A 13,200-nucleotide genomic window follows, 5' to 3' on the forward strand; every position below is an offset into this window, starting at 1 on the left:
GCGTCAAGGTACGAGCCTCGCCGGTCGGCTGGCAGGCCGGCGGCCCCCGTCGACCCGTGGCGTACGAAGCGCAGCGAGGAGCTGCCATTCCGGAGTAGATTCCTCCCTCGCCCACACGCCCGCCACGCGTCTTCGCCCATGCCGACGAACCTCACGCTGAGTGTCCACGACCGCGTCGCCACCATCACGGTCACGCGCCCCGACAAGCTGAACGCGCTCAACGCGCAGACGATCGGCGAGCTGGGTGAAGCCATCGACGAGGTGCGCACGCGCGCCGACATCGGGGGCGCGATTCTCACGGGCGCGGGCAAGGCGTTCGTCGCCGGTGCTGACATTTCGGAGCTGGCCACTCAGCAGCCGCTCGACGCCCGGCAACGCGCGCTCCGGGGTCAGGGCGTCTTTGGGCGGTTCGAGCGGAGCCCCAAGCCGGTGATCGCCGCCGTGAACGGCTTTGCACTCGGCGGCGGTTGCGAACTGGCGATGGCCTGCCACGTGCGCATCGCGTCGGACACCGCGAAGTTCGGCCAGCCCGAGGTGAAGCTCGGGATCTGCCCAGGCTACGGGGGCACGCAACGCCTGCCGCGACTCGTGGGCCAGGGTCGCGCGCTGCAACTCCTGCTGACCGGCGAGCTGATCGACGCGAGCGAGGCGTTCCGCATCGGCCTGGTGAACAAGGTGGTGCCTGCCGCGGAGCTTCTGGCAACGGCGGAAGCGATGCTGCGAACGATGCTGGCCAACGGCCCGCTGGCGCTGGCGTCGTGCATCGAGGCGGTCCATCGCGGCTACGACGGCCCGCTCGCCGAGGGGCTCGCGATCGAGGCGGACCATTTCGCGCTGCTGTCCGGCACGAAGGACATGGCCGAGGGAACGGCCGCGTTCCTCGCGAAGCGCCCGGCGGCCTTCGAGGGTCGTTAGGCACCGTGGAAGCCACGGAGGCGATTGGCGAAGCGCGTGTCACGCCGGCTCCGCCTCCGGTGCGCGTCCGACGGCTGACGCTGCGCAACGTCCGCAACATCGAGCACGCGGAGCTGGATGTGCCGCCGGCCGGTGTGGTGCTCGTCGGGCGGAACGGGCACGGCAAGACCAACCTGCTGGAGGCGGTGCACTACGCGCATGCCTTGCGGTCCATGCGAGGCGCACGCGACGCAGACCTGGTGCGCTTCGGGTGCGACGCGCTTCACATCGCGATGCAGGTCGACGGGTCGCGGGTCGACGACGTGCGCATCGGGATCGAGCGCGGCGCACGACGCAAGCGCCTCGTGCTCGACGGCATCGAGGTGCCGCGACTGGCGGACGCACTCGGCGCCGTACCCTCGGTGGTGCTGTCACCGCGTGACGTGGTCCTCGTGAGCGGAGCGCCGCTGGAGCGCCGACGCTTCCTGGACATCGTGCTGGCCGCGACGTCGCCGCGCTACCTGGGCGCGTTGCAGCGGTATCGAGCCGCGCTGCTCCGGCGGAATGCCGTGTTGCGCGACGCGGCGACGCGCGCCGACGGTCAGGCGCTCGCGGCGGTGTGGGAGCCTGCCCTTGCCGAGGCGGGCGCGAGACTCTGGACAGAGCGTATGGAGTGGGTGCGTGTGGCCGCGCCACGCGTGCGTGCGCTGTGCGCGCTGATCGGCGAACCGGCGACGGTGGGCCTGCGGCACCAGGCGGGCACGCGCGAGCACGCGATCGCGGGACTGGATGAGGAGGCGCTGCGTGCGGTGCTCGCTGATCTGTTGGCGAAGAACCGCACGAGCGACATCCGGCGTGGGATGACGCAACACGGACCGCACCGGGACGATGTGGCGATCGTTCTTGGGGGCCGACTGGCGCGCACGTTTGGATCCGCGGGCCAACAGCGCACGATTGCGCTCGCCCTGCGCATGGTGGAGGCCGAGACGCTGCGCGATCGATTGGAGCGCGCACCGGTGCTGTTGCTCGACGACCCCTTTGCGGAGCTCGATCGTGAGCGGGCGCAGGGCATCCTTGGGGTGCTGAGTCGGGTGGGCGACGGCCAGCGTATCCTTGCCGTGCCGCGCGACGACGACGTGCCGCCCGGATTCACGGCGCTGGCGCGATGGACGATCGAACATGGTGAGGTACGCGATGCCTGACGACGAACGCAGTGGCGGAGCGGAGCGGCTGGCGGACGCCCTCTCGCGCTTCATGCGCACGAGCGGGCTGACCGATCGCGTGAAGCAGAGCGAGGTGCTCACGCTGTGGCCGGAGCTGGTGGGACCGGAGCTGGCGCAGGTGACGCGGGCGATTTCGGTGAGCGAGGACGGTACGCTGTTCGCGGTGGCGCGCACGTCGGCGTGGATGCACGAACTGACGCTGATGGAGTCCGAACTGCTGGCGTCGATCAACCGGGTAACGATGAATCGGCCGATCGTGAAGATCCGGTGGGCCTTGATGCGCTAACCCGTTATCGAACCTTCGGTTACGGGTTGTCTTGGCGTGGCAGGTCCGCTAGGTTTTCCCCAGGGTTCCGAGGCCCGATCTTCGGGTATTGTTCGGGGCGCTTTCCAGGGCACTCTCCCTTACGCACTCCATGGCCAAGCCTAACGAGCCGAACGGCAGGTCCGCCGCGTACGACGCCGGGAACATCCAGGTTCTCAAGGGACTCGAAGCGGTGCGCAAGCGGCCCGGCATGTACATCGGGTCGACGTCGTCCCGCGGGCTGCACCACCTGGTCTATGAGGTGGTCGACAACTCGATCGACGAAGCGCTGGCCGGCTACTGCGACACGGTGTCGGTCACGATTCATGCCGACGACTCGATTACCGTGGACGACAACGGCCGCGGCATCCCGGTGGACATCCACCCGACGGAGAAGATTTCGGGCGTGGAGCTGGCGATGACGGTGCTGCACGCCGGCGGCAAGTTCGACAAGGACAGCTACAAGGTGTCGGGCGGCCTGCACGGCGTGGGCGTGTCCGTCGTCAACGCGCTGTCCGAAAAGCTCGAGGTGTGGGTGAAGCGCGCGGGCAAGGTGCACTACATGGACTTTGCGCGCGGCGACACACAGACGACGCTCAGGATCATCGGCAAGGTGGGCGCCCGCGAGCGCGACGGGACGCGGATCCACTTCAAGCCGGATCCCCAGATCTTCACCGAGTTGCGCTACGACTACGCCACGCTGGCCAACCGGCTGCGGGAGCTGTCGTTCCTCAACAAGGGCGTCACGATCCACATCACCGACGAGCGCGATGGCGAGGCGAAGAGCGAGACGTTCCACGCCAAAGGCGGCCTGCAGGAAATGGTGAAGTTCCTCAACAGCGCCCGCAAGCCGGTCCACAACGAGATCCTGTACGTCGAGACCGAGAAGGACGAGATCGGGATCGAGCTCGCGCTGCAGTACAACGACGGCTACAACGAGAACGTCTTTACCTTCGTCAACAACATCAACACGCACGAGGGCGGCACGCACCTGACGGGTTTCAAGGCCGCGCTCACGCGCCGCATCAACGACTACGCGTCGAAGGGCGGCTTCCTCAAGAAGGCGGACTTCACGCTGTCAGGAGAAGACGTGCGCGAGGGCCTCACGGCGGTGCTCTCGGTCAAGGTCAAGGAGCCGCAATTCGAGGGACAGACCAAGACCAAGCTCGGGAACTCCGAGGCCGAGTCGGTGGTGAAGACCGTGGTGAACGACTGGCTGGGCGCGTACCTCGAGGAACACCCGCGCGTGGCAAACGCCATCGTCGACAAGGCGGTGAGTGCGGCGCGGGCGCGCGAGGCGGCGCGCAAGGCGCGCGACCTGACGCGCAAGAAGTCGGCGCTCGACATCGGCACGTTGCCGGGCAAGCTCGCCGACTGTTCGCTGAGCGACCCGGCGATGTGCGAGGTCTTCCTCGTCGAAGGCGACTCGGCTGGCGGCAGCGCCAAACAGGGCCGCAACCGCGAGTTCCAGGCCATCCTGCCGTTGCGCGGCAAGATCATCAACGTCGAGAAGGCCCGCATCGACAAGGTCCTCTCCAACGAGGAGATCCGGACCATCATCACCGCGATCGGCACCGGGATCAAGGACGAGTTCGAGATCGAGAAGGCGCGCTACCACAAGATCATCATCATGACGGACGCCGACGTGGACGGCGCGCATATCCGCACGCTGCTGCTGACCTTCTTTTTCCGGCAAATGCCACAGCTCATCGATGCCGGGTACATGTACATCGCGCAGCCGCCTCTTTTCCGCGTGGCCAAGGGCAAGCAGGAGTTCTACGCGTATGACGTGAAGGAGCGCGACCAGTTCATCGATCGACTGGGGAACGGCGACAACTCCAAGGCCAATGTGCAGCGCTACAAGGGCCTTGGAGAGATGAACAAGGACCAGCTCTGGGACACCACCATGGATCCCGAGCGCCGCACGTTGCTGCGCGTGAGCATGGAAGACGCCGTGCTCGCCGACCAGATCTTCCAGACGCTCATGGGCGACGATGTCGAACCCCGCAAGGCGTTCATCGAGGCCAACGCGCGTTTCGCATCCAATCTGGACGTGTAGCGAATGATCGGGGGGGGACGTGGGGGCATCGACGAGTGACGGGGGAACGCATCGTCGGGCGAATCGGCTGACGAGTCGGCGGGTTGAACGGGGTGAATGGGTCGGCTGGTGAATGGGTCGGCTGGTGAATGGGTCGGCTGGTGAATGGGTCGACGGGTGAATGGGTTTGACGGTACACGTATCGACGGAATCTCCCACGCGACGGGTCGCCGACACGAGTCGACGGATGGCTCGTGGACGGATCGACGGTGCATGAATTGCCTGAGGCGGGCGATCGCCCGTGGATGAGCCGGAGAGACCAGACAACGGATCGACGGTAACCTGCGGCGAGTGGTGGACGGCGGGCGTGTGATGGAGTACCTAGGGCTGAGCCGTCCGCGGGCCGATGCCGGCGGCCGGGCGCACGTTCTTCCATCCGCGCCATGCACGACGGACCGAACTTTCTCCAGAACCTCGCGCTCGTTCTCTGCGTCGCCGCCGTCACGACGGTCGTTTCGCGTCGGGTGCGGCTGCCGGTCGTCTTCGGGTACCTCGTCGCGGGGATGATCGTGGGGCCGTTTACGCCCCTGCCCCTCTTTGCCGACGCGGAGATGGTGCGCGCGCTCTCCGAGCTTGGCGTCGTCCTCCTCATGTACTCCCTCGGGCTGGAGTTCCGACTCGGCCGCGTACTGCAGATCGGCGCCACGGCAGGGGTGGCTGCGCTCGCCGAAACGAGCCTGATGTTCGGTCTCGGGTACGCGATCGCGGCGCTCTTCGGGTGGTCAGATGTCGAACGGCTCTTCACGGGCGCAATCGTCGCGATCTCGTCCACCACGATCATCGCACGCACGTTCACCGAGCAGGGCGTGAAGGGCCGGCTCAGGGAAACGGTCTTCGGCATCCTCATCGTCGAGGACCTCATTGCGATCCTGCTCATCGCGGTCCTCTCCACGATCGTGACCGGGGGCGGAGTCTCCGGGCGCGGGCTCGCGCTCACCGGGATTCGCCTGGCGACGTTCCTCGTCGCCCTGATCGCGATCGGACGGGTCGCGCTGCCATGGCTCGTGCGACGCGTGGTTGCGCTCGGCAGCGATGAAACGACGGTCGTGCTCTCGGTTGGCCTTTCGTTCGCGGCCGCGCTGCTCGCCCTCGCGTTTGGCTACAGCGTCGCGCTCGGCGCATTCATCGTCGGGTCACTCGTGGCCGAGAGCGGCGAGGGCGAGCGTATCGCACACCTGATCGCGCCGGTACGCGACATCTTCGTCGCGATCTTCTTCGTTTCGGTGGGCATGCTCATCGAGCCGCGTGTGGTCGCCGAACACTGGGCCGCGATCCTGGGGCTGAGCGTCGTGGTGATCGTCGGCAAGTTCGTGGCGGTCTCCATTGGCGCGTTCCTCACCGGGAACGGCCTCAGGCTCTCGGTGCAGGCGGGGATGAGCCTCGCGCAGATCGGCGAGTTCTCGTTCATCATCGCCGGTGTCGCGCTCGCAGGCGGCGCCACGCGGCCGTTCCTCTACCCCGTAGCGATCGCGGTGTCGGCGCTCACGACCCTGACCACGCCGCTCCTGGTCAAGCGCGGGCCGCACTTCGCGCAACGCGTGGACCGCAGCCTCCCGGAGGCCCTGCAGACGTTTGTCTCACTCTATGCCACCTGGTTCGACGGGCTGCGGCGCAGTCGACCCGCTGCTCGACCGGGCCTGCGACGCGCCGCGTGGCTCATCCTCGGCGACGTCGCGCTGCTCGGGGGACTCATGATCGCGGCCGCGGCGGAGATGAATCGACTGGCGCCACTCATCGAGGGCTGGTTCTCGTGGCAGGCGCCTGCGGGGCGCTATGCGGTGCTCGTGCTCGCGCTCGGCGCGGCCACGCCGTTCGTGGCGGGACTGGTGCGCATGACGCGCTTCGTCGCAACCGAACTGGCGCTGCGCGCGATGCCCGGCCCCGAGCGCCATCGCCTCGACCGCGCGGCGGCGCCGCGGATCGCGTTCGTCGCGACGCTGCAATACGGGCTCCTGCTCGCGTGCGCGATTCCGCTCCTCGCCCTGCTGCAGCCAATGGCACCGAGGCTACCGGTGGCCGGCGCCTTTGGACTGATGGCGATCGGTGCTGCCGTTGCAGTGTGGCGAAGCGCGACTGCGCTCTACGGACATGCGCGCGCCGGCGCCGAAGTGATCGTAATGGCCCTGATGCAGAAGAGCACCAGCAACTCTACCGAGGAAGAGCTGGCTGTCACGATGGATCACGTGGCAGCCATGCTGCCCGGGCTCGGCGATCCGGAATCCGTGAGACTCGTGGCGGGCGATCCCGGGGTCGGGCGCAGCCTGGGTGAGCTCGACCTGCGAGGGGAGACCGGGGCGACGGTGTTGGCCATCCTGCGTCGCTCGGCGGACGGCGCTGAGTCCATCACACCGCGGGGCAGCGAGCGCTTGCGCGAAGGCGATGTCCTCGCGCTCGCCGGCACGGAGGACGCCATCGTGCTGGCTCGTCAGGCGTTGGTGCGTCGAGGGCAGCCCCAGGGTGATCCAGACGCGGCGTCTGCCGGCGGCGCCGGCGCTCTCTGAGGCTCATCCAGGATCCTGGCGCGACTGCCAGTGTCGCCGGCCCGCGGGTGGACGAGCCTCTCCCGCGCTTGCTCCTTGCGCGCGCGAGCCAACGCCGCGCAAAGGCATCTTGCGCTCCGATCAACGTCGAGTCGATGACGCCGACCGCGATCAGCGACCAGCTTATCCCTCCTTCTGCTCCTTCACACAGGCGAGGAGCTGCCGAGCCAAGGCGTCGTGCACGCCGATCAGCGCCGAGATGATGACGCCGACCGCGAGCAGCGACGAGCTTATTTCCCCTTCTGCTCCTTCACGTAGGTCAGGAGCTGTCGCGCAAAGGCGTAGTGCACACCGATCAGCGCCGCGACGATGACGCCGATGGCGAGGCGGGAGATGAGGGAGTGTTCGGCATCGAGTCCGCCGGTGGGCGACTGTGCGGTGATCCAATAGAAGAGGGCAAAGATCCCGACCGCTCCCACACAGACGCCGAGCGCGCCAAAGGCGGCCAGGTGACCGTGGGTCTTCATGGTTGGTGTCTGCATGCGCCAGTGATCTGAGGAGCTGCAAGATCGACGCGGCGCACGCGGGAGGCAACCGCCGCCTCCCCAAGGGAGGGCGCAGGAGGTAGCATTTCTCGCGTTCCGTCATCCAGGCAAGGAGCCTTCATGCGTACGTCTGGTTCGCCCCGGCAGGTCCTGTCCATCCTCCTCTTTCTCGCCGGCACCGCAGTCAGCGCGCAGCCCGCGCGTCGTCCGGCGACCGCTGCCGCCCCCAGTCCGGCGGCGCCCACCGTGGCCGAGTCGTTGTTCGCGGGGCTGTCTTACCGCAACATCGGACCGTCGAACATGTCCGGGCGCATGAGCGACGTGGAGGGCGTGGCCGGCGACCCGTCGATCGTGTACGTCGGGAGCGCGTCCGGAGGCGTCTGGAAGTCGACGAACGCCGGCACGACCTGGACGCCGATCTTCGACAAGCAGTCCGTGGCGTCGATCGGCGACCTGGCGCTCGACCCGACCAATCCCGAGGTCGTTTACGTCGGCACCGGCGAGGCCAACGTGCGGAACTCGGTGAGCTTTGGCAACGGCGTGTACAAGACCACGGATGGTGGCAAGACGTGGCGGCACCTCGGCCTCGCCGATACGCGGCATATCTCGCGCATCGTGGTGAACCCGCGCGATCCGCGAAAGGTCTACGTCGCCGCCGTTGGCCACGCCTTTGGGCCGAACGAGGAGCGGGGCGTGTTCATGTCGGAAGACGGTGGTGAGCACTGGACGAAGGTGCTGTACACCGACGCCGTGCACGGCGCGGCGGACCTCGACATCGACCCGGTGAATCCCAATCGGCTGTATGCGGCCCTGTGGTACTTCGACCGCAAGCAGTGGACGTTCCGCTCGGGCGACGAGCAAGGTGGCATCTACCGCTCGGTCGACGGCGGGAAGACCTGGACGAAGGCGACGAAGGGTCTGCCGAAGCTCATGGGGCGCGTCGGGATCAAGGTGGCGCCCTCGTCTCCCAACGTGGTGTACGCGGTCGCCGAGACCCGCGAGGGCTACGTCTTCAGGTCCACGGACCATGGCGAGACGTGGGTGAAGACCAGCGACAACGCGCACACGCTCGGCCGGGGTTTCTATTACGCCGACCTCCGGGTGGACCCGACCAACGCCGATCGCCTCTACACGTTAGGCATGGCGTTCTCGTTTTCGGTGGATGGCGGCAGCACGTTCCGCCCGATGACGGGGAATTTTCACGGCGACCACCAGACGATGTGGATCGACCCCATGAACCCGCGGCGCATGTTCATGGGTGATGACGGCGGGATGAACGTCTCGTACGACCAGGGCCGGCAGTGGGAGTGGTATCCGAACCTCCCGGTGGGACAGTTCTACCAGGTGTCCTACGACATGCGCGAGCCGTTCTACCACCTCGCCGGCGGGCTGCAGGACAACGGCGTGTGGACCGGCCCGTCGCGCGTGCGCGGGGCGTCGATCCTCATCGACGACTGGCGCTTCATCCAGAATGGCGACGGCTACTACGCCGTCTCGCATCCCGACAACCCGGACCTGTTCCTCTCCGACTACCAGGCCGGCGGCATCCAGGCGACCAACCTCCAGACCTACGAGCAGCGCGAGGCCAGCCCGCAGATCAAGCGCATGGACGGCTACCCGGCGGATAGCAACCAGGTGCGCTTCAACTGGAACGCGCCGATCGTGAAGTCGCCACACGACGGCAAGATCGTGTATTTCGCCGGCAACATCGTGTACAAGTCGTCGGACTGGGGCCGCACGTGGACGGCGATCTCGCCCGACCTCTCGAAGAACGATCGATCCCGACAGGGGGATGCCGGCGGCCCGGTCCTCAAGGAGAACACGGTCGCCGAGTACTACGGCAACGTGTTCTCGTTCGCCGAATCGCCGGTGCAGGCCGGCGTGCTCTGGGCAGGAACGGACGATGGCAACCTGCAGGTCTCGCGCGACGCGGGTCGGACGTGGTCCAACGTGGCAGCCAACGTACCGGGCGTCGGCCCGGACGCGGTGGTCTCCGGCGTGGAGCCGTCTCGCACAGCGGCCGGCACCGCGTACGCCACGTTCGAGCGGCGAATGATGGACGACTTCCGCCCCTACGTGTACAAGACGACCGACTTCGGGCGGACGTGGACGAACATCACGGGGAACCTGCCCGCAGACAACTACGTGCAGGTGATCCGCGAGGACCCGAAGAACGCGAGCCTGCTCTATGTCGGCACGGAACTGGGGCTCTACGCGTCATGGAGCGGCGGCTCCGACTGGACGCGGCTGCACCTCGGCAACCTCCCGCCGGTCGCGGTGCATGAAGTGCTCGTGCATCCGCGCGACAATGACCTCGTGCTCGCCACGCACGGACGCGCCCTCTGGGTGTTCGACGATGCCTCGGCGATCCAGCAGATGACGCCCGCCATCGCACGCAAGGCGGCGCACCTGTTCACTCCGCGGGTAGCCACGCGCTTCAACCAGGGTGACCAGAAGTGGAACTGGGGGAACAAGCAGTTCCGCGGCGCCAACACGCCATACGGCGCGCTGGTGACCTACTGGCTGGGCGCAAAGCCGGCGGACTCCGCGCTTCGCATCGAGGTGCTGCAGGAGGGCCGTGTGATCCGCACGCTGCGGCGACCGACGACCAACCAGGGGTTCAACCGCGTTGCGTGGGATCTGCGCATGGACGCGCCCAAGGTGCTGAGCGACATGCCCGCCGACTCGTCGGACCCCGGCGACTGGCGCGGGCGCCCGGTGGGCCCGCAGGTGCTGCCAGGTCAATACGCCATCCGGCTGACCGTGGGCGGCGATGTGCAGGAGCAGCCCCTGACCGTACGCATCGACCCCACGTCGCAAACCACGCTGGCCGAGCTGCAGCAGCAGTTCGAGCAGGCCACGCGACTGAACGCGGTGATCGCGAACATCATTGACGCCGAGCGCAACCTCGTGGCCTTCAAGGGCCAGGTGGACGAGCGCCGAACGACGGGCCGCGAGATGCGCGGTGACGCAGCGCGCGAGATGTCGGCAGCGGCGGGCGAGGAGATCGGGAAGCTGGACTCGGTGCGCTTGCAGCTGACGCGTCCGCGCCCGGATGCGGTGCCGTTCTACTCGGAGGGCCCGCGTCCGCTCGAGCGCGCGATGAGCCTGATGGGTGCGATCGACAACGGTCTGTCACCGATCATTGACGGACAACGCGAGTACATGGGCGATGTTCGGCGCGACGTACTGACCGTGATCGACATGGCTGAGCGCCAGGTCGACGCTACCGCACGCCGCATGAATCCGCTGCTGCAGGCGCTTGGTCTCCCGGCGCTCGTGATTCCTCCTCGCAAGCAGGCCGCCATGTAGTCATTTCAGCGACCTACATGCGCCGTGCGTTCGGCGTTGTGCCGGGCCGCGATCCTGTCGGGCGCAGGAGCAGCGCCAGGTGTGTGCCCTACGCCTGGCCGAACGCCCGGTAGATGGGATACTCGGCGGTGCGCACCCAGGGTTCGGCTTCGTAGACGGCGATCCCCTCGCTCGTGATCCGATGCGACACGAGCGGGAGGGGCGGCTCCGCTTCCTCGGCGATCGTGATGGCCTCGGACAGAGTGGCGGCGCCGGCGGCAACGCCGGCCTCGTCGCGCGCAAAGATGCTGGCCAGCGGTTCACCCGCCTTGACGACGTCACCCGGTCGCGCGCGGATCACGAAACCCACGCTGGGGTCGATGGGATCGTCCATCGAGCGCCGACCGCCGCCGAGGGCAATGATGCCGCGCCCGATCGCGCGCGGCTCCACGCGCGCCACGACACCCGGGCGCGGCGCCGTGTAGAACTCGACGACGCGCGCCTGCGGCAGGAGCGACGGATCGTCCACGACACGCGGATCGCCGCCCTGGGCCGCGATGACCTCCTGAAAGCGCTCCAGCGCCTTCCCCGAGGCGATGGCCACCTCCATGCGACGCCGCGCTTCGTCGACGCTGCGGGCCACGCCGGCGATGGTGAGCATTTCTGCACCGAGCGTGTAGGTGACCTCCATGACGTCGGGCGGACCTTCACCGTGCAGCGCGTGGATCGCCTCCTCCACCTCGAGCGCGTTGCCGCAGGCACGGCCCAGGGGGCGATCCATCGCCGTCATCATGCAGGTGACCGGCACATCGTGCGCAGAGCCGAGGGCGATCATGAGGCGCGACAGTTCGACGCCGCGATCGAAGTCCGGCAGGAAGGCGCCCGACCCGCGCTTGACGTCGACGACGAGACCCGAGAGCCCTTCGGCGAGCTTCTTGCTCATGATCGAGGCCGCGATCAGCGGGATCGACTCCACGGTACCGGTCGCGTCACGCAGCGCGTAGAGCCGCCGATCGACCGGGGCGATCTCGCGACTCTGGCCGATGAGCGCACAGCCAAGCGTTCGCAACTGCGCGCGGACCTCGGCCAGGGTGAGCGTGGTGCGGAAGCCGGGAATGGCCTCGAGTTTGTCGAGCGTGCCGCCGGTGTGACCCAGGCTGCGACCGGACATCATGGGCACCGCGACGCCGAGCGATGCGATCAGCGGGGCCAGGAGCAGCGAGACCTTGTCGCCTACACCACCCGTGGAGTGCTTGTCAACACGGGGGACGCCGAGGTCACTGAGGTCGAGCACGGCGCCGCTGTGGAGCATCGCGCGGGTGAGCGATGCCGCTTCGTCGTGGTCGAGCCCGCGCAGGCAGGCGGCCATGAGGAAGGCCGCCATCTGATAGTCGGGAACCTCACCGTGATCGTAGGCACGGGTGAGCGCCTCCCATTCGGCGGGCTCGAGGCGACCACCGTCGCGCTTTCGTTCGATCAATCGCGTCGCGAGCATCTGGCAGCCTAGCGGGGTATACTGGGGCACCCCCCCGTACATCGGTGGTCAGGCCGACTGCTCCCGGCCGGGCCCATCACCCTGAAATGACGATGATCAGTCAGCGTACGAAGAGTCTGGTATGGATCGTGAGCGCGATTCTCGCACCTCGGGCGTCGTTTGGCCAGAGTGCGTCGGAGCGGGTCGCGCTCGGCAACCAGGAGCACGCGGCGTTCCGGCCGGTGCAGGCGCTTGCGCACTACGAGGCCGCGCTCGCGGTGGACAGCACGAATGCCGAAGCCCTGGGCAAGGCGTCCCAGACCGCGGTGGACGTCGGCGAACAGGAGAAGGATGCGACCAGGAGAAAGGAGCTGTTTCGGCGAGGTGAAGCGTACGCGCGGCGCGCGGTGGCGGCCGACCCGAGGAGCGCCGAGTATCAGTTCGACCTCGCGCGTGCCCTGGGGCGCACGGCGTTGAGCGTTGGCGTGCGCGAGCGTGTGCGCTACGCGACGGAGATCCGGGCCGTGGCACTGGAAGCGCTGCGCCTTGATCCGAACCATCCAGGGGCCTTGCACGTAATGGGAGTCTGGAACGCCGAAGTGATGCGATTGAACGGCGTGGAACGGTTCTTCGCGAAGAACCTGTTGGGCGGACGGGTATTCTCGCAGGCGAGCTGGAAGGACGCCCTCTCGTACATGGAGAAGGCGGTGGCCGTGGATCCCGTGCGGCTGACCCACAAGCTCGACCTGGCAAAGATCTACCTTGACGTGGACAGCACGGCAAAGGCGCGCGAGCAGCTGGAAGCCGTGGTGCAAGGCACTCAGACCGACTACAACGACCCGCTCTACAAGGCCGAAGCCGACGCCCTGCTGCGCAAACTGAAGTAGGCGG

9 protein-coding genes are annotated in these 13,200 nt (G+C 67.6%); 7 read left to right on the forward strand and 2 right to left on the reverse strand.

Features of this window, described 5'->3' with window-relative positions:
• The first annotated feature begins 138 nt into the window (after positions 1–138).
• The 5 genes from IT361_14535 (at position 139) to IT361_14555 (ending at position 7,020) form a co-directional block, all read left to right on the forward strand.
• Positions 139–915, forward strand: coding sequence for an enoyl-CoA hydratase/isomerase family protein (locus tag IT361_14535; GenBank protein ID MCC6318892.1), 777 nt, complete (start codon positions 139–141; stop codon positions 913–915).
• Positions 916–920: 5 nt separating this feature from the next.
• The gene (gene recF / locus IT361_14540) at positions 921–2,096 is read left to right on the forward strand and encodes a DNA replication and repair protein RecF (protein ID MCC6318893.1); all 1,176 of its coding nucleotides are present in this window, start codon (positions 921–923) and stop codon (positions 2,094–2,096) included.
• Positions 2,089–2,403 (forward strand): DUF721 domain-containing protein, encoded by a 315-nt coding sequence (locus IT361_14545; GenBank protein ID MCC6318894.1) that lies wholly within the window; start codon positions 2,089–2,091, stop codon positions 2,401–2,403. Before recF ends, IT361_14545 begins: the two co-directional genes overlap by 8 nt.
• A gap of 130 nt (positions 2,404–2,533) precedes the next feature.
• Positions 2,534–4,480 (forward strand): DNA topoisomerase (ATP-hydrolyzing) subunit B, encoded by a 1,947-nt coding sequence (gyrB, locus tag IT361_14550; protein MCC6318895.1) that lies wholly within the window; start codon positions 2,534–2,536, stop codon positions 4,478–4,480.
• A 422-nt stretch (positions 4,481–4,902) separates the two neighbouring features.
• Positions 4,903–7,020: a cation:proton antiporter gene (locus IT361_14555; protein ID MCC6318896.1), complete on the forward strand. Its 2,118-nt coding sequence runs from the start codon at positions 4,903–4,905 to the stop codon at positions 7,018–7,020.
• A 269-nt stretch (positions 7,021–7,289) separates the two neighbouring features.
• On the opposite strand, the gene IT361_14560 is transcribed toward IT361_14555, so the two are convergent.
• On the reverse strand, positions 7,290–7,541 hold the full coding sequence (locus IT361_14560) for a hypothetical protein (protein MCC6318897.1): 252 nt from the start codon (positions 7,539–7,541) through the stop codon (positions 7,290–7,292).
• A 123-nt stretch (positions 7,542–7,664) separates the two neighbouring features.
• Between IT361_14560 and IT361_14565 the strand changes: the two genes are divergently transcribed.
• Entirely contained in the window at positions 7,665–10,856 is a 3,192-nt protein-coding gene (locus IT361_14565) for a glycosyl hydrolase (GenBank protein ID MCC6318898.1), read from the forward strand.
• 88 nt (positions 10,857–10,944) lie between these two features.
• Here IT361_14565 and IT361_14570 read toward each other — a convergent pair whose 3' ends face one another.
• The gene (locus IT361_14570; GenBank protein ID MCC6318899.1) at positions 10,945–12,330 is read right to left on the reverse strand and encodes a thymidine phosphorylase; all 1,386 of its coding nucleotides are present in this window, start codon (positions 12,328–12,330) and stop codon (positions 10,945–10,947) included.
• Positions 12,331–12,416: 86 nt separating this feature from the next.
• Between IT361_14570 and IT361_14575 the strand changes: the two genes are divergently transcribed.
• On the forward strand, positions 12,417–13,196 hold the full coding sequence (locus IT361_14575) for a hypothetical protein (protein ID MCC6318900.1): 780 nt from the start codon (positions 12,417–12,419) through the stop codon (positions 13,194–13,196).
• Positions 13,197–13,200: the final 4 nt, after the last annotated feature.

The sequence above is a fragment of the Gemmatimonadaceae bacterium genome, from assembly GCA_020846935.1.
Classification (GTDB): Bacteria; Gemmatimonadota; Gemmatimonadetes; order Gemmatimonadales; family Gemmatimonadaceae; genus RBC101.